Origin of the sequence: Streptomyces sp. NPDC051684 (assembly GCF_044453445.1) — a bacterium.
In the GTDB taxonomy this organism is placed as follows: Bacteria; Actinomycetota; Actinomycetes; order Streptomycetales; family Streptomycetaceae; genus Streptomyces.
Genome location: NZ_JBITCS010000040.1, coordinates 38,091 through 54,288, shown reverse-complemented (window position 1 = coordinate 54,288; position 16,198 = coordinate 38,091). Strand labels below are relative to the sequence as shown.

At 72.6% G+C, this 16,198-nt stretch carries 13 protein-coding genes and 2 pseudogenes; 7 read left to right on the top strand and 8 right to left on the bottom strand.

The genetic code is table 11. The annotated features are described in order from the left end of the window. Positions 1 to 62 precede the first annotated feature (62 nt). Entirely contained in the window at positions 63 to 1,349 is a 1,287-nt protein-coding gene (locus ACIA8D_RS34805) for a GNAT family N-acetyltransferase (RefSeq protein WP_399238245.1), read from the top strand. On the opposite strand, the gene ACIA8D_RS34800 is transcribed toward ACIA8D_RS34805, so the two are convergent. Further along, positions 1,261 to 2,541, bottom strand: coding sequence for a trans-sulfuration enzyme family protein (locus ACIA8D_RS34800; RefSeq protein WP_399238244.1), 1,281 nt, complete (start codon positions 2,539 to 2,541; stop codon positions 1,261 to 1,263). The genes ACIA8D_RS34805 and ACIA8D_RS34800 overlap by 89 nt on opposite strands. 51 nt (positions 2,542 to 2,592) lie before the next feature. On the opposite strand from ACIA8D_RS34800, the gene ACIA8D_RS34795 reads away from it, so the two are divergent. Together ACIA8D_RS34795 and ACIA8D_RS34790 are read left to right on the top strand one after the other, a co-directional pair. Further along, positions 2,593 to 3,090 (top strand): Lrp/AsnC family transcriptional regulator, encoded by a 498-nt coding sequence (locus ACIA8D_RS34795; protein ID WP_399238243.1) that lies wholly within the window; start codon positions 2,593 to 2,595, stop codon positions 3,088 to 3,090. 11 nt (positions 3,091 to 3,101) lie between these two features. Continuing rightward, positions 3,102 to 4,799 (top strand): DUF885 domain-containing protein, encoded by a 1,698-nt coding sequence (locus ACIA8D_RS34790; RefSeq protein ID WP_399238242.1) that lies wholly within the window; start codon positions 3,102 to 3,104, stop codon positions 4,797 to 4,799. Between the two features lie 3 nt (positions 4,800 to 4,802). On the opposite strand, the pseudogene ACIA8D_RS34785 reads toward ACIA8D_RS34790, so the two are convergent. Further along, positions 4,803 to 5,698 (bottom strand): annotated as a pseudogene (locus ACIA8D_RS34785) (SDR family oxidoreductase). Positions 5,699 to 5,764: 66 nt separating this feature from the next. Between ACIA8D_RS34785 and ACIA8D_RS34780 the strand changes: the two are divergent. Together ACIA8D_RS34780 and ACIA8D_RS34775 are read left to right on the top strand one after the other, a co-directional pair. Further along, complete coding sequence (locus ACIA8D_RS34780) at positions 5,765 to 6,253, top strand: hypothetical protein (protein ID WP_399238241.1); 489 nt, start codon at positions 5,765 to 5,767, stop codon at positions 6,251 to 6,253. Between the two features lie 138 nt (positions 6,254 to 6,391). Continuing rightward, entirely contained in the window at positions 6,392 to 6,622 is a 231-nt protein-coding gene (locus ACIA8D_RS34775; RefSeq protein ID WP_399238259.1) for a chaplin, read from the top strand. A gap of 69 nt (positions 6,623 to 6,691) precedes the next feature. Here the strand turns inward: ACIA8D_RS34775 and ACIA8D_RS34770 are convergent, their stop codons facing one another. The 3 genes and pseudogenes from ACIA8D_RS34770 to ACIA8D_RS34760 form a co-directional block, all read right to left on the bottom strand. Then, a complete protein-coding gene (locus ACIA8D_RS34770) occupies positions 6,692 to 9,967 on the bottom strand; it encodes an AAA family ATPase (RefSeq protein WP_399238240.1) in 3,276 nt (1,091 codons plus the stop codon). Then, positions 9,964 to 11,130 (bottom strand): exonuclease SbcCD subunit D, encoded by a 1,167-nt coding sequence (locus ACIA8D_RS34765; RefSeq protein ID WP_399238239.1) that lies wholly within the window; start codon positions 11,128 to 11,130, stop codon positions 9,964 to 9,966. The genes ACIA8D_RS34770 and ACIA8D_RS34765 overlap by 4 nt, the downstream gene beginning before the upstream one ends. 225 nt (positions 11,131 to 11,355) lie before the next feature. Continuing rightward, positions 11,356 to 12,382 (bottom strand): annotated as a pseudogene (locus ACIA8D_RS34760) (amidohydrolase family protein). Between the two features lie 245 nt (positions 12,383 to 12,627). Between ACIA8D_RS34760 and ACIA8D_RS34755 the strand changes: the two are divergent. Further along, positions 12,628 to 12,843 (top strand): helix-turn-helix domain-containing protein, encoded by a 216-nt coding sequence (locus tag ACIA8D_RS34755; RefSeq protein ID WP_399238237.1) that lies wholly within the window; start codon positions 12,628 to 12,630, stop codon positions 12,841 to 12,843. 356 nt (positions 12,844 to 13,199) lie between these two features. Here ACIA8D_RS34755 and ACIA8D_RS34750 read toward each other — a convergent pair whose 3' ends face one another. Beyond that, the gene (locus ACIA8D_RS34750; protein WP_399238236.1) at positions 13,200 to 13,661 is read right to left on the bottom strand and encodes a hypothetical protein; all 462 of its coding nucleotides are present in this window, start codon (positions 13,659 to 13,661) and stop codon (positions 13,200 to 13,202) included. Positions 13,662 to 14,188: 527 nt separating this feature from the next. Between ACIA8D_RS34750 and ACIA8D_RS34745 the strand changes: the two genes are divergently transcribed. Then, on the top strand, positions 14,189 to 14,416 hold the full coding sequence (locus ACIA8D_RS34745; protein WP_399238234.1) for a hypothetical protein: 228 nt from the start codon (positions 14,189 to 14,191) through the stop codon (positions 14,414 to 14,416). Between the two features lie 146 nt (positions 14,417 to 14,562). Here ACIA8D_RS34745 and ACIA8D_RS34740 read toward each other — a convergent pair whose 3' ends face one another. Both ACIA8D_RS34740 and ACIA8D_RS34735 read right to left on the bottom strand, forming a co-directional pair. After that, complete coding sequence (locus ACIA8D_RS34740) at positions 14,563 to 15,012, bottom strand: class F sortase (protein ID WP_399238233.1); 450 nt, start codon at positions 15,010 to 15,012, stop codon at positions 14,563 to 14,565. A 247-nt stretch (positions 15,013 to 15,259) separates the two neighbouring features. Next, positions 15,260 to 16,066: a hypothetical protein gene (locus ACIA8D_RS34735; protein WP_399238232.1), complete on the bottom strand. Its 807-nt coding sequence runs from the start codon at positions 16,064 to 16,066 to the stop codon at positions 15,260 to 15,262. Positions 16,067 to 16,198: the final 132 nt, after the last annotated feature.

Below are 16,198 nucleotides of genomic sequence, written 5' to 3'. Positions count from 1 at the left end.
GCTTAACCCGTCGGTCACAAAGCGTTTGTGATCACGCAACACCGGTCCTGCACAGTGGACTCATGAGTAATGATACGCAAGTTGTCACTGTTGTCCTCTGCTGCGCGGCGGCCCTGCTCGCCGTTGCCGTCGCCGGGATCCGCGTGCTGCGGACAGAACGCAAGGAGCACGCGCCACCGACGGCGGATACCGGCGCCCGGCCGCCCGCCTCCCCCGAGGCCGCGGCCGGGCCGCTCGACCCGGCGAGCAGCGCGCTGTGGCGGATGCGGACGACCGTGCGGGACCAGCCCGGTTCGCTGGCGGCGCTGTGCACGGTGCTCGCCCGCGAACGGGTCGACATCCTGAGCCTGCAAACGCACCCGCTGGCCGAGGGCACCGTGGACGAGTTCCTGCTGCGCGCACCCGAGGAGCTGACCTCGGGCGAGCTGGCCGGGGCCGTCGCGGGCGCGGGCGGCGCCGACACCTGGGTCGAGCGGGCGGACGCCCACGACCTGGTGGACGCCCCCACCCGCATCCTCGGCCTCGCCACCCGCACGGCCCTGGACGCGGCCGAACTCCCGCTCGCGCTGCGCCAGTTGCTGGGCCGCTGCACCATCAAACAGCTGCCCGCGAAGGCCGCCGCCCCGTCCGGCGCGCCGGTCGAGGGCGGCTTCGACGACACGGTGCTGCGGCTGCGTACCCCGGAGGGCGGGGTCATCGTGGTGGAGCGGCCACAACTGCCCTTCACCCCCACCGAGTTCGCGCGTGCCCGCGCCCTGGTGGAGCTGGACAGCCGGCTCGGCCCGCGGGTGCCGGGTGCCCAGGACGTCCTGACGCTGCCCGAGGGCAACGACATCACGGTGCGGCGCGCCGCCATCGGCGACCTCACCCTGTCGAAGGCGATGCACGAACGGTGCTCGCAGGCCACGTTGGGCAGTCGCTACCACGGTCCGGTCGCCGACGCGGACCGCTATCTCAACCACCTCCTGAGCCCGCGCTTCGGCCGCACCCTGGCCGCGCAGACCGCCTCGGGGCGGATCGTGGCCCTCGGGCATCTGCTGTGGGACGGCGACGAGACCGAGGTCGCGCTGCTCGTGGAGGACGACTGGCAGCGCCGCGGCATCGGCGCCGAACTCCTCGACCGCCTGGTCTCCATGGCGGTCGAGGCGGGCTGCGCCAGCGTGTACGCGGTGACGCGGTCGGCCAACACGGGCATGGTCGCGGCGATGCGCGGCCTCGGTCTACCCCTCGACTACCAGATCGAGGAGGGCACGCTGGTGATCACCGCCCGGCTCGATGCGGCGCCGGTGGCGTCCCCGCGCCCGTCCGCGAACGAGGACGCGTACGAGCGGGCCGAGCAGCACCGCTGACCGTGCGGGCGGCCCCGGCGCCGGACCCGGCCGCCCCCGCGCCCAGCGCCCGGTCCAGGTCCGCCCACAGGTCCTCGACGTCCTCCAGGCCGACCGAGAGCCGCAGCAGCCGGTCGCTCACGCCCGCGGCCCTGCGGTCGTCGGCGGCGACCACGCGGTGGCTGATCGAGGCCGGGTGCTGGATCAGTGAGTCGACGCTGCCGAGGCTGACCGCCGGGGTGATCAGTTCGACCCCGGCGGTCACCGCGTGCGGGTCGCCCGCGACCTCGAAGGCGACCATGGCGCCGCCGATCCGCGGGTAGTGGACGCGGGTGACGCGCGGGTCGGCAGCGAGCCGCCGGACGAGCTCCGCGGCCGTCGCGGACGCGGCACGCACGCGTACCGGCAGGGTCGAAAGGCCGCGCAGCAGCAGATAGCCGGCCAGCGGGTGCAGCACGCCGCCGGTCGCGAACCGCACCTTGCGCAGCTCGCGCGCGAGCACCTCGTCGCAGGCCACGACGCCGCCGAGGACGTCCCCGTGTCCGCCGATGTACTTCGTGGCGCTGTGCAGGACGAGCCGGGCGCCGCTCTGGGCGGGGCGTTGCAGCACGGGTGTCGCGAACGTGTTGTCGACGAGCAGCGGGACCGAGCCGCAGGCGTGCGCGACGGCCGCCAGATCGACCTCGGCGAGCGTCGGGTTGGCGGGTGACTCCACCACGACGAGGCCGGTGTCGGCACGTATCGCCTCCGCGATCCCCGCCGGGTCGACCCACGTCACCTCGGAGCCGAGCGCGCCCGCCGTCAGCAGGTGGTCGCTGCACCCGTACAGCGGGCGGACCGCGACGACATGGCGCAGACCCGCCCCGAGACGTACCAGCAGGACGGCCGTCAGCGCGGCCATGCCGCTGGCGAACGCGACCGCGCTGTCCGTGCCTTCGAGGCGGGCGAGGGCGGTCTCGAAGCGGGCGACGGTCGGGTTGCCGAGGCGGCCGTAGACGGGCGGCCCGTCGTCGAGGGCGCCGTCGGCGGCGAACGCGTCGACGCGGGCGGCCTCGCCGCGGGTGTCGTACGACGGGTAGGTGGTGGACAGGTCGAGGGGCGGGGCGTGCAGGCCGAGGGCGGCGAGGTCGTCGCGGCCCGCGTGCACGGCTTCGGTGGCGAAGGCCCGGGTGCGGGCACCGCTCATGTCCCAGTGCGTATCCATGGTCGGCATCCTGAACAACGGGCGGGACCCGTGGTTCAACTCCCGTGCTACGTTCGGCGAATGACCGACTCCGTCGTACTCGATCCGGTCGACCTGGACATACTGCGGCTGTTGCAGAACGACGCCCGCACCACGTACCGGGACCTGGCGGCGCAGGTGGGCGTCGCGCCCTCCACGTGTCTGGACCGGGTGAACCGGCTGCGGCGCGGCGGCGTGATCCTCGGGCATGTGCTGCGGCTCGACCCGGCCAAGCTGGGCCGCGGCCTGGAGGCGCTGCTCTCGGTGCAGGTGCGCCCGCACCGCAGGGAGCTCGTCGGGCCGTTCGTGGAGCGGGTCCGCGCGCTGCCCGAGGCCCGCACCGTGTTCCATCTGACGGGGCCCGACGACTACCTGGTGCAGGTCGCCGTGCACGACATGGCCGACCTGCAGCGACTGGTGCTCGACGCGTTCACGTCGCGCCCCGAAGTGGCGCGCGTCGAGACCCGGTTGATCTTCCAGCAGTGGGAGTGCGGGCCGCTGCTTCCGCCCGCGGCGAATCTTGGTGACGCGGCCCCCTGACTCGTACGAGGATGTGTCGCATGCCACACACCGCGAGCTCCCAGCCCCCCACCGTCCGACTGCCCCGACAGGTCGCCGACGCCTTCGTCGACGCCATGGTCGCCCTCGATCCCGTCGAAGGCACCTTCCTGGGCGTCCGGGAGTCCCACAGCAAGCTGCCCGACCTCTCCCCCAGCGGTCTCGCCGCCGCCGCGGACCTCGCGCGCGCGACGCTCGCCCGGCTCGACGAGGCGGAGCGCGCGCCCGGCGCCGACAGCGACGTCGAGCGGCGCTGCGCGCGGCTGCTGCGCGAGCGCCTGACCGCCACGCTCGCGGTGCACGAGGCGGACGAGCACCTGCGCGAGGTCTCCAACCTCGGCTCCCCGATCCACAATGTGCGCGAGGTGTTCACGGTCACCCCGACCGACGCCGACGAGGACTGGGCGGCGATCGCCCAGCGGCTGCGCGCGGTGCCTGCGGCGTTCGCCGGCTACCGGGAGACGCTCGCGCTCGGCCTGGACCGCAAGCTGCACGCGGCGCCGCGGCCGACCGAGACGTTCGTCGGCCAACTCGACGAGTGGCAGGGCTGGTTCGAGGAGTTCGCGGCCGCGGGCCCCGAGGCGCTGCGCGCCGAGCTGACGGAGGCGGCACGCACCGCGGACGCCGCGACCGTCGAGCTGCGCGACTGGATGCGGGACGTGTACGCGCCCGCCGTCGAGGGCGCGTCGAACGTGGTGGGCCGCGAGCGCTACGCGCGCTGGTCGCGCTACTACAACGGCACGGACCTCGACCTGGACGAGGCGTACGCGTACGGCTGGAGCGAGTTCCACCGGCTGCTCGCCGAGATGCGTACGGAGGCCGAGAAGATCCTGCCCGGCGCCGCGACTCCGTGGGTGGCGCTCGCGCACCTCGACGAGCACGGTCGGCACATCGAGGGCGTCGACGAGGTGCGGCGGTGGCTCCAGAAGCTGATGGACGGGGCCATCGGCGCGCTCGACGGCACCCACTTCGAACTCGCGGACCGGGTAAGGCGGGTGGAGTCCTGCATCGCCCCGGCAGGCAGCGCGGCGGCGCCGTACTACACCCCGCCCTCGGAGGACTTCTCGCGCCCGGGCCGCACGTGGCTGCCGACGATGGGTCAGACCCGGTTCCCCGTCTACGACCTGGTGTCCACCTGGTACCACGAGGGCGTGCCGGGCCACCACCTCCAGCTCGCCCAGTGGGCCCATGTCGCCGGTGACCTCTCGCGCTACCAGGCCACGCTCGGCATCGTCTCCGCGAACGCGGAGGGCTGGGCCCTGTACGCGGAGCGGCTGATGGACGAACTGGGCTTCCTCACCGACGCGGAGACCCGCATCGGCTACCTCGACGCCCAGATGATGCGGGCCTGCCGGGTCATCGTCGACATCGGCATGCACCTGGAGCTCGAGATCCCGGCGGACTCGCCGTTCCACCCCGGCGAGCGCTGGACGCCCGAACTCGCCCAGGAGTTCTTCGGCGCGCACAGCAGCCGCCCCGCGGACTTCGTGGAGAGCGAGCTGACCCGGTATCTGTCGATCCCGGGCCAGGCGATCGGCTACAAGCTGGGCGAGCGGGCCTGGCTCCTCGGCCGCGCGGGCGCGCAGGCCGCGCACGGGGACGCCTTCGACGCGAAGGCGTGGCACATGGCGGCGCTGTCGCAGGGGTCGCTGGGGCTCGACGACCTGGTGGACGAGCTCTCCAAGTTGTAGTGGCTAGAAGGCAGTTCGGCGGAAGCCGCCCTCGGAGCCGATGACCTGCCCGGTGATCCTTCCCCAAGCTCTCAACTACGTTCGAGCAGGGGAGACCCCATTGCCTCGTCCGTGGCCAGCCACGCGATGAGCCGCGCCGGATCGTCGGGCATGCCCCACCGCTTGGCGGGAAACAGCTCGGCGATGGACTCGTACGCCTCCCCGTCGAGGTAATCGGTGTCCACAGGGCCGGGGTTGACGGTGTTCACGGTCACGAACCGCGGGGCGAGGGTCGTGGCGAGGGAGCGTGTGATCGACGCGAGCGCGCCCTTCTGGAGGGCGTACGCGATCTCGCCCGGCATGCCGTCGGCGATGTCCTGACCGGAGGTCATCATGACGACGCGGCCACCGGTCCCCGCCTCGTTCGTGGCGGCGGCCCGGTGGCGGGCGTAGGCCTGGACGAGCAGCACCACGGAGCGGGCGTCGACGGCCCAATGGGCGTCCAGCATCGCGGCGTCGATGGTGTCGAGCGTGCCGTCCCCGCCGCTGAGGGCGTGGTTGGCGACGACGATGTCGAGCCGCCCGCCCAGGGCGTCGGCGGCGTCCCGGATCAGACGCGCCGGGGCATCGCGGTCGGTGAGGTCGGCCGGGCCGTGCGCCACGACGGCGTCCGGATCGCCGCACACGGCGCGCACGGCGTGGGCCACGTCGGCGGGCCCGTCCGCGCCCCACGGCATCGCCTCGTCGTGCGCCACGTGGTGGTGCAGATACACGCTCGCCCCGTACGCGGCGAGCCGGCGGGCCACGGCGAATCCGATGCCGCCGCGCCGGCTCGCGCCGGTGACGAGCGCGGTGCGGCCACGCAGCGGGAGGGGGTCGCGGCGGAGTTCGGCCGGGGTGGGGTGGGGAAGTTTGGGCATGCCCCGGATCATGCCCGATCGCCCCCTTCGCACTGAACCGAATTCCCGTCCGCCTATGCTGATTTCATGGACGCAGCCCCCGTCGCCCGCGCCGCCGCACCGCCCCGCCCGCCCTTCGTCGACGAGCACCGGATCGTGGTCGACGCACCCGCCGAGCGGGTGTGGCCGGTACTGGCCGCCGAGTTCGGCGGCACCGGCGGCCGGATCTTCGAGGCGTACGCGCGGTTCATCGGCGCGAAGCCGTCGCGCTCCCGCGGGGCGCCGTTCACCGAGGGCTCGACGGTGCCGGGCTTCGCGGTGGCCGAGGCGGTCCCCGGCCGCTCGGTCCGCCTCGCCGGACGTCACTTCTACTCGCGCTACGAGCTGACCCTCGACCTGTCCGAGCTCCCCGGCGGCACCGTGGTGCGCGCCCGTACGTACGCGGCATTTCCCGGACCGCTCGGCCGCGGCTACCGGCTCCTGGTGATCGGCTCGGGCGGGCACCGCGCGCTGATGGTCCGCCGCCTTGCCGCGGTGGGCAGGCGCGCCGAGCGGGCGGGCCGATGGGTGGGCTGATGTGCCGGGCTGACCTGCCGGGCGCCCCGCGATCGGACCTCCCGAGAGGCGGGCCGGCGAAAACTGTGAGTGCCTGGGTGGTGACGGAACGCATATCCGTCTTCCCTCCGTCTCACTCAAGGAGTCTTCATGACGTCCATGATCAAGCTGGGTCTCACGGCAGCTGCGGCCGGCATCGTCGTCCTCGGAACCGCAGGTCTGGCCGCCGCGGACACCGACCCGTTTGGCGTGGCTCAGAATTCGCCCGGTGTGGTCTCCGGCAACGTGTTCCAGGTCCCGGTCCACGTCCCGGTCAACGCCTGCGGCAACAGCGTCGACGTCGTCGGCCTGCTCAACCCGGCCTTCGGCAACGCCTGCATCAACAAGTGACACCTGCCCCCGTGCGGTGACACCCCGCGCCGTTCCCGGCCTCTTCGCCCGGGAACGGCGCGGGTCTTTTTACGCCCCGGGGACCCCACGCTGGCGCACCATCGAGCCGTCCCGCCCCTTCACGACCTCCAACTGCGCGTGCACGCGGCGGCGCAGGTCGCCGACGTGGCTGACGATGCCCACGCTGCGGTCCCGCTCGCGCAGGGAGTCGAGGACGTCGAGGACCTCGTCGAGGGTCTGGTCGTCCAGGCTGCCGAAGCCCTCGTCGATGAAGAGAGTGTCGAGGCGGACGCCGCCCGCCTCGTCCGTGACGACGTCGGCGAGGCCGAGCGCCAGGGCGAGCGAGGCGAAGAAGGTCTCGCCGCCGGAGAGCGTCGCCGTGTCGCGCTCGCGGCCCGTCCACGCGTCCACCACGTGCAGTCCGAGACCCGAACGGCCGCGTCCCGCGAGGGAGTCGGAGTGCACCAGGGTGTAGCGGCCCGACGACATGCGGCGCAGACGGGCGGTCGCCGCTGCCGCCACTTGTTCCAGTCGGGCGGCCAGCACGTACGACTCCAGGCGCATCTTGCGCTCGTTGTCCGCGGCGGTGCCGGCCGCGAGGGAGGCGAGGCGGGCCACCCGGTCGTACGTCTCGCGCAGCGGGCCGAGGCGGCGGGCCTCGGTGGCGGCGCGGTTCGAGAGCCGGTCGAGTTCGGCGCAGCGGCGCTGTGCCGCGTCGCGCGCGGATCCGGCCGTGCGCACGCGCGCGTCGGCGGCCTGCGCGGCCGTCTGGGCGGCGGCGACGTCGGCCGCCGGTCTGCGGGCAGCCTCGGCGGTGTCCTCCTCGGCGAGCACCGCGCGGACGGCCGCCTCCTCCGACTGCCGTGCGTCCAGGCGGTGCTGGAGCTCTCGGTGCCGGTCGTCGTCGAGCAGGGCGGCGGCCGCCGCCTGCGGTGTGTCGAACCCGGCCCGGAACGCGGCGTCGGCGAGTCGCGCGTCCGCGTCCTTGAGCCGCCGCGCCGTGTCCTCGACGGCACGGGCCGCGTCGGCGGCGCCGTTGAGCAGCTCGGCGCGGCGCTCCAGCTGTCCCGCGCGCGCCTCGACGCTCTCCGCGCCGCCGCGCGCCTGCGCCAACTCCCGGTCCAGACCGACCTGTTCACGATCCAGGGCCTCACGCAGGGAGGTCCGGACCGCCGTCCGCTGCGCCGCCTCCTGGCGGGCGGCGAGGCGACGATCGTGCTCGCTCTCAGCGCGGTCGAGGGCCTCACGCGCGGGGTGTGCGGTGGCCGCGAGGGCGTGTGCCTCGGCGTGTCGCTCCGCCCAATCCCGGGCCACCTCGGCGAGCTGCGCGGCGGGCTCCTCCCCTGCCGCGGCCTTCGCCGCCGCCAACTCCTCCCGTACGCCGCCCAGGGCGCGCTCCGCCTCGGTGCGGCGGGTGTCGGCGGCGCGGTAGGCGGCGAGCGCGGCCTCCTCGGCCGCCCGGTCGACGTGCCCCTCGGACTTGCGCATGGGCGCGGGGTGTTCGCTGGCGCCACAGACGGTGCAGGGTTCGCCGTCGACGAGGGCCTCGGCGAGTTCGGCGGCGACGTCGCGCAGTCGCTGCTCCTTCAGGCCGAGCCAGTGCTCGTGCGCGGCGGCCGAGCGCTCGCGGGCGCGCAGCGCGTCGGCGTCGGCGGAGTCCGCCCGCTCGGCGAGCCGGTCGCGCTCGACGGCGGCGCGGGCCTGCTTGCGGGCCGGTTCGAGCTGGCCCGCGAGGTGTTCGGCGCGGGCCGTGGCCTCCTGCGCCGCGTCGACCCGGGCCTGGAGGTCGGCGCGCCGGCCGTCCCAGCCGTCGAGCCAGCCTTCGGTGTCGGCGAGCAGGTCACCGTCGGAGCGCTCCTCACGGTCGAGTTCGGCACGCTCCCGCGTCAGCTCTGCGAGCCGCCGCTCGGCCCGGCGCGCCGCGTCGAGCCCCCCAAGCTCATGAGCGACACGCCGAGCGGCCTCGGTGAGCGCCTCGGGTGAGGTCGGGATACCGGCGTCGGCGTCGTCCGCGTATGACGACTCGGCACCGGGACCGGAACCGGCGTCGTGCGCCCCGGCCGACCGGCCGTCCGCGTCGGTGGCCGACCCGTACGGCGACTCGGCATCCGGACCGGAACCGGCGTCGGTCGACGCCGGGAAGGGCGCCTCCGTGCTCTCCTCGTCCGACTCCGCCACCCGGCCGTCAGTGTCTTCGGCCGCGTCCGCGTCGCCCAGCCCGGCCGAGCCGCCGCCCGGCCGGGGCGTGCTCTCCGGCCATGCCGCCCTCAGTTCCTGGCGGGCCCGACGGTCCTCCGTCAGGGCCGCCCGGTGCGCCGCCTCCGCTTCCTCCCGGAGGGCCAGCGCCGGCTCCACCGTCGCCGCCTTGCGGGCGCGGTCCATGCGGGTCTGGACGGCGCGGTGTTCCTCGGCGCGCTCGTCCAGGGTCGCCTGGCGGTCGCGGGCCTGCGCGAAACGGCGTTGCAGGCGGTGCGTCTCCGTCGCCCCGGACAGCTCGCGCTGCGCCGCGATCCGCGCCGACTCGGCCGCGTCCAGGGCGATATGGGCGTGCGTGAAGTGCTCGCGCGCCGTCGAACGGGCGGTGGCCGCCCACGTCAGGACGGCGTCCGCGGTACCGGGGTCGCCCGGCGCCGCGTCCACGGGGTCCAGCTCCACGACGGCCCCCGCCGCCTGCTGCATACGGTGCGCGTCGGCCAGCAACTCCGCGTCCCCCGCGGCCACTTGCTTCTGCGCGGCCTTGCGGTCCTCCGCCAGCCGCTGCTCCACGGCGGCGAACCGGTGCGTGTCGAAGAGGCGGCCGAGCAGCTTGCCGCGGGCCTCCGCGTCGGCCCGCAGGAAGCGCGCGAAGTCCCCCTGCGGGAGGAGGACCACCTGGCAGAACTGGTCCTTGCTCATGCCGAGCAGCTGCGTGATCTCCTCGCCGATCTCCTGGTGGGAGCGGCTGAGGTCCTTCCACTTCCCCGCCACGGCGTCGTACTCGCGCAGCCAGCTCTGCGCCTTCTCCGTGGTGAAGCCGGTGCCGCGCTTCTTGGGGCGCAGGTGCGGCGGCTGCCGGGTGAGCTCCAGGCGGCGGCCCGCGACGGTCAGGTCGAGCGTGACCTCCGTGCGCACGCCCGCCTCGGCATGATCGCTGCGCAGGTTCTGCCCCTGGCCGCCGCTGCCCTGCCGGGCACCGGGCACGGACCCGTACAGCGCGTAGCAGACCGCGTCGAGGACGGAGGTCTTGCCCGCGCCGGTCGGTCCGTGGAGGAGGAAGAGGCCGGCTGCCGACAAGTCGTCGAAGTCGACCTTCTGCGTGGCTCCGAAGGGACCGAACGCTGTGATGGTGAGCGTGTGCAGCCTCAACGCGCCACCTCGCGCACCACGTCGTCCGCGCGCACGGCGTCGAACGCCGCCCGCAGCACCGCCCGCTCGCTCTCGTCGGGCCCCGCGCCCCGGACGTGGGTCACGAAGTCCTCCGCGATCTCGTGGTCGTCGCGCCCCTTGAGGCGCTCGGCGTAGCTGGTGTCCGGTTCCTCCTCGTCCGTGCGGCGCGGGTCGAAGAGCAGGCTGAGGGTGTGCGGGAAGCGGTCGGTGAGGCGGGCCATCGGGTCGTCGGGCCGGATCGCGTCCGTGAGCGTCGCCTCCACCCACGACCCCTCGTGCCGCGCGAGGGCCGGGTCGTCGAGGAGCTCTTCGAGGTCGCCGCGGAGGCGGGCCAGCGGGCGCGGCACGGGGCAGTCGAGCCGCTCGGCCGTGACCGCGCCGTCGGCATCGAGGTCGATCAGCCACATGCTCTTGCGGTGGTCGGCCTCCGAGAAGGAGTACGGCAGCGGAGAGCCCGAGTAGCGGACCCGGTCGCTGATGACCTGGCTGCCGTGCAGATGTCCGAGCGCCACGTAGTCCACCCCGTCGAAGACGCCGGACGGCACCGCCGAGACACCACCGACCGTAATGTCCCGCTCGCTGTCGCTGGGCGCGCCGCCGGTCACGAACGCGTGCGCGAGGACGACCGATCTGGTGCCCGCCGGGCGCTCCGCGAGGTCGGCCCGGACCCGCTCCATGGCGGCGGCGAGCACCTGCTCGTGCCCGGCCTTCGCCACCCCGAACTCGTCCTTCACCAGCGCCGGTTCGAGGTAGGGAAGTCCGTAGAACGCGACGTCGCCGTGGGCGTCCGGCAGCACGATCGGCTCGGCGCAGCGGGACGGCTGCGTCCGCAGGTGGATGCCGGCCCGGCCGATGAGCCCCGCGCCGACGCCGAGGCGGCGCGCCGAGTCGTGGTTCCCGGAGATCATCACGGTGGGCACGCCGAGCTCGGCGAGGCGGTGCAGCGCGTCGTCGTACAGCTCCACGGCCGCGAGGGGCGGGACCGCCCTGTCGTACACGTCACCCGACACGACCACCGCGTCCGCGCTGCGCTCGCGGGCCGTGGCGACGAGGTGGGCGACGAAGTCGGCCTGGGCGTCGAGCATGTTCACGCGGTGGAACGAGCGGCCCAGGTGCCAGTCGGATGTGTGGAGAATCCTCAAGACGCCGCTCCGACCTGCATGTTTCCCCCTACTCGACTCCTGTAGTCAGCACCGGACCAGCACGGTCCAACTGGTCAGCACCGACCACGCTAGCGCCCGACAGCACCTGATCCATCACGAACCTCAGTCTGCCACCAGCATCCGGGGTCACATGACCGTAAATGTCCGCTGTGCAACTGTGCTCCCTGTCACTGTGTGCCGCCGTGCCCTGTGTGCTTCCCGCGGTCACTGGCCCTGCTGCTTGTGCGGTCTTCCCGGCCGGAGAAGGCGCTGCGCGTTGCGGGTCGTCAGCGCGCGCCATGTGTCGGTGGGCGAGGGCTGCACGGCCGCGTCGACGGACGCGATCTGCTCCAGAGCAGCGAACGTGGGCGTCCAGCAGTAATCGCTGCCGTACAGAAGCCGGTCGGTGCCGAACGCCGCCTCGAAGGCAGGCATCTGCCGCGGAAAAGGGGTGCCCGCCATGTCGTACCAGAGGGCACCCAACTGTTCTACGGCCGTCGGAGCGCCCACGGGCCCGGTGCCGAAGTGCGCACGGAAGAGCTCCATCCGGTCGGCGAGCAGCGGCAGCGCGCCACCGCCGTGCGTCAGGACCCAGCGGATGTTCGGGGTGCGCGCCAGGACGCCACTGAACAACAGGTCACCGGCGGCGCGGGCGGTGTCGAAGAGGAATTCCAGCATCGGGCGCCGCCGCACGCCGGCTCGCCGGCGTGCGGCGGCGAGGTGGGGTGCATGAACACGAGCGCCCCGCGCCGGTCCAGTTCCCGCCACAGCGGCTCCAGGCGCGTGTCGCCCGGGTACACGCCGTGGTGTTTTGTCTACACGACGACGCCGTCGGCGCCGAGCACGTCGAGCGCGTGCGCGGCCTCGTCCAGCGCGCCGTCGACGTCGGGCAGCGGCAGCGCGGCGAAGAGTCCGAACCGGTCCGGGTGTGCATCGCGGATCTCAGCGCCGTACGCGTTGACCTCGCGGGCCAGTAGGCGGGCCGCGGCGTCGTCGCCGAAGTGCACGCCCGGCGAGGAGATCGACAAGTACGACTTGGTGATCCCGCCACGGCGCATCAGTTCGAGGTGCTGCTCCGGCGACCACTCGGGCCAGCAGGGCATCCCGTCGGGGTGCTCGACACCCGCCGCACGCGCGTCGGCGACGTAGCGGTCGGTAAGAAGTGGGCGTGGACGTCCACGAGGCCGGCCTGCGCGCCGGCGCCCGTGAGCGCGGTGGCGGCGGTCGGGCCGACCGGTCCGGATGGGGGCATGGTTCGCTCCTCGATCAGTGCCCGTGCGGTGCGGGCGGTGCGTACTCTGCGAACCCAGTGACGTGACCACTCATCTGCACGGGCTGTGCCAATGAATGAAACATCGGAAGAAGAGGCGGCCGGCGCCACCTGGCGGGAGGACGGGGACACGGGCGACTCCGCGGCCCCGCCCGCCAGAGCCTGATTCCGCCACCGGGCCCGCGGCCCCGCGCAGGCGCGGCGGCAGACCCGCCTCGGGCCAGCCGGTGATCGACCGGGCCTTCGCCCTGCTCGGCGCCTTCGACAGCGACCACCGCGCACTGACCCCCGCCGACCTGGCACGCCGCAGTGGCACCCCACGCTCCACCGCCCTGCGCCTGGCTCGCTCCCTCGTGCAGGTGGGCGCGCTCGAACGCCGCGACGACGGCCGCTTCGTCGTCGGCCTGCGCCTCCTCTCCCCGTGCCGCTTCCAGCCACCGTGAGGCGCCCTGATCTCCGGGGATCCGCGGCCAACGGCGGCCCCAACTTGACTTCGAACTGACGGACCTGTCGCCACACCTGTCATCCGTGGTGTTGGCAGGGTCGCTGATGAGGCGGCAGGGCCGGGCGATCGCGCCTCAGCTGATGCATACCGACCGAGGTCGGGAGGTAATCTGTCCGCGAATGGGACGATCGTTCTTTCGACCAGCGCAGACGTCCCGAGCCCGGCAGCGGGGCGATCAAGAGGCCTTTGCAACCGCTTCATGCCCGGTGAACGACTTGATGGAACCCCACCACTCGGGCCGCACAGCGGTTATCTCAGGGGGACGAACTGGCTACCGTGATTTCACGCTGTTCCTCACGACAGCGGCGGCGCGTCATGGCGCCGACCAGATTCCAGCGCCTCCTTAAGCACTGAGGCATCCCCGAGTCGGTCGTCACGGACGACGACATCCACCCCAGCCGGCGTCACCAGGGACCGACTGAAGACGATCACTGCCCACGCATCATCCGCCCCGACCTCACGCACCTCCCATTCACTCGAGAGCACCCTCAGTACGCCGCGGCCACGCCATCGGTAGACCGACCCCGCACGCCCGGTGAGCCGCGTGTCGACGCCGCGAATGCGGCGCCGGCGCCCATTCCTGATGCGATAGCGCACCACATCACTCATCTTCTGCGCGCCTGAACTGCCGCCCGGCAACGGGGCGTAGGTAAAGGTCGCACTGGTACGCCGCTCGCCCTGCCACATGGGAAAAGAGGAGCAGACGATGTGCCAGGTGCCGGTCAACCGTGCCGGCGTGACGTCGAGTCGTTCCATGCCAAGACCCTACGCCCGGCCCGTGCCGAACTCTGGGACAGCCGGACGCGAGCGGGCACGGCGGTCCCGCACACGAACACGATCCGCAGATCGTCGCGCATTGCTTCCGCCACGGAGGTTGCATTCCACCGTCAGGGCCCGTCACGTCAGACGTGTAGTGGGAGAGGCGGCGGCAGCTGCCGCCTCTCCTCAACTCCTCCGCCCATCAGCGGCCTCTCACCATTAATCCGGCCCCACACAGGCACCTGGATTGGTTCCCGCGGAAAACACATCAAGCCATCACGACCCGCACATATGAAAGGCAAGGTCACACGCCTGTACGTCAGTTGGAAACTGACTGCCTTGGAACCGTCGGCCTCGACACTTAGGGCCTGTCGTTTGGATCAGGCCGGGCTCGCGGGGCCTGATCCAAACGACAGGCCCTAGGGCAGTCCCCAGTGACGGCCGGTCATGATCCAACGAGAAAGTTCCTGCCACCCGCCCTAGCGTGGAAAGCGCCCAATGATCTCCCTCGAAGGAGCATCGTCATGCGCAATCTCATGGCCCGCAGCGCCGCTGTGGCCTTCCTGGCCGCCGCTGCAGCCCTCCCCCTCGCCGGCGCCGCCCAGGCCGCCACACCCGCACAACCCACCGCAGCCGTTCAGACCGTGGCCGGGGACGACGGCCCCTGGCACCACCACCATCATCACGACGGCTACTACTACGGCGGTGGCATCGGTCTGGGGCTCGGCCTCGGCCTCGGCGTCATCCTCTGACCCAGGCACTCACGAAGGCGAGCACGGCCTCCCACGGCCGTGCTCGCCCGCGTACCCCTGTCGGGGAATGTTTTCGTGGCGCATCCTCTGACGCATGCCGGGTTGGGCTGCTCCACCGTGAAGACAGGGGAGCAGGTACCACCGCTTCAGGAAGACGGGGCGAGACGGGCGTAGACGACGGTGTTGTCGGAGTAGGAGTGACCGCTGTAGGAGCCGGCGCAGGTGATCAGCCGCAGTTCCGCGTGGTCTACGTTGCCGTAGACGTCGATGGAGGGGAAGTTCTTCTTGGCGTACTGGGCGGTGCGGGTGACGGTGAAGTGTGCGGTGGAGCCGTCGGCCCGGTCCACGGACAGGTGATCGCCTGCATGCAGGCGGGCGAGCTGGAAGAAGACGGCCTTGGCCTGGTTCCAGGTGACGTGGCCGACGATCACCGCGGGTCCCTTGGCGCCAGGGGTGGGGCCGTGGGTGAACCACCCCGCCCGCGCGGGGTTCTTGGGGGTCTCCATGGCCCGGTGCGCGTCCAGACCCAGGCGCTCCAGTGGGGCATCGACACCGATGGCCGGGATGGACACGCGCGTCGGCATCGAGGCGGCCATCACCTCCGATGACGTCGGCCGGCTCGGTGAACTGTCCTCTTGGGGCGGCGGAGTTGGAGAGATGGACGAAGCCGGGCGTGGCGTCCCACCGGGCGTGGATGCCTCGGGTGGTGCGGGTTGCTGGCGTATCAGCCCGAGGGTGAGAGCGGTGGCGCCCAGGAGCGCGAGTAGGACGGCCGCGGTGGCCGACAGCGTGCGCTGTCGGCCACTGAGCAGCCGCCTCAGGAGAGATGAGGCGGGCACCGTTTCAGCCGACGCTGTCGGTGGTGTGGGCCCTGCGCCGGCGTACCACGAACAGTGCTCCGGCGGCTGCCAGTGCCGCGCTGCCGCCGGCGAGCAGTCCGGGGGCTTCGACGCCGGCGGTGCTGCCCGACCCCGTCTCCACCCCGCCGACCGGCATCGAACCGACGGCGGCGCCCTGGACCATGCCGCAGTCGGTGGGGGCGGTGGCTTCCTGCGGCAGTTTCGGGTCGAGTTCGCTCTTGCCCTTGCCGAAGTCGTACTTGCCGTTGCCGTTGGGGTCGATGCCGTGCTGGACGACGTGCAGGTCCTTGATGTGGTCGGCGACCTTCTGCGAGACGGTGATGGTGCGTTCGTAGGAGAGGTGGCCGTTCTTGTCCGCGGCCGGCATCCGGTCGACGGCCAGACCGCTGTTCTTGGACGTGTCGCCCTTGGTGGTCAGGGAGATGTTGATGTCGCCGTAGACCGGAAGTCCCTCGGCGGTGGTGACGATGCCGTCCTTGTTCTTGTCCGCGGAGGCATCGGGGCAGTGGAAGTCGTGGCCGTCGGTGGAGCCGTGCAGGTGCTGGGCGTGCGGCTGGCTAGGCACCAGCCCGGAGGCCTCGATCTTCACGGTGAGTCGGGTGCCGTCCAGGCTGAGCATCGCGGTGCCTTTGGCCCCCGAGTTGTTCAGCTGGTCCAGATTCACCTGGTAGGTGTTGCCGGAGCCGGCCGCCTTGTGTCCGGAGTGCGCGGCGGCCGGCACAGCGGCGAGCGCGAGTGCGGCGGGTACCGCCGCAAGGGCGGTGAGTCGTGCGGTGTGACGGGCCATCACAACAAGCCTCATTCCTTGCCGTTCGGGGTTCCGCCCGAACGGCGTCGGGGTTCACGAGCCTCTGATGTCTCTATTCCGGAGGCATTGCGGGCCGCGGATTGGTCACACCCGGAACATCGTGCGCATCGCCGT

Coding starts and splice junctions, on each gene's coding strand:
- ACIA8D_RS34795 (WP_399238243.1), top strand. CDS start 2,593: ATGACCGACTCCGTCGTACTCGATCCGGTCGACCTGGACATACTGCGG.
- ACIA8D_RS34805 (WP_399238245.1), top strand. CDS start 63: ATGAGTAATGATACGCAAGTTGTCACTGTTGTCCTCTGCTGCGCGGCG.
- ACIA8D_RS34780 (WP_399238241.1), top strand. CDS start 5,765: ATGGACGCAGCCCCCGTCGCCCGCGCCGCCGCACCGCCCCGCCCGCCC.
- ACIA8D_RS34750 (WP_399238236.1), bottom strand. CDS start 13,661: ATGGAACGACTCGACGTCACGCCGGCACGGTTGACCGGCACCTGGCAC.
- ACIA8D_RS34745 (WP_399238234.1), top strand. CDS start 14,189: ATGCGCAATCTCATGGCCCGCAGCGCCGCTGTGGCCTTCCTGGCCGCC.
- ACIA8D_RS34775 (WP_399238259.1), top strand. CDS start 6,392: ATGATCAAGCTGGGTCTCACGGCAGCTGCGGCCGGCATCGTCGTCCTC.
- ACIA8D_RS34740 (WP_399238233.1), bottom strand. CDS start 15,012: ATGGCCGCCTCGATGCCGACGCGCGTGTCCATCCCGGCCATCGGTGTC.
- ACIA8D_RS34790 (WP_399238242.1), top strand. CDS start 3,102: ATGTGTCGCATGCCACACACCGCGAGCTCCCAGCCCCCCACCGTCCGA.
- ACIA8D_RS34800 (WP_399238244.1), bottom strand. CDS start 2,541: ATGCCGACCATGGATACGCACTGGGACATGAGCGGTGCCCGCACCCGG.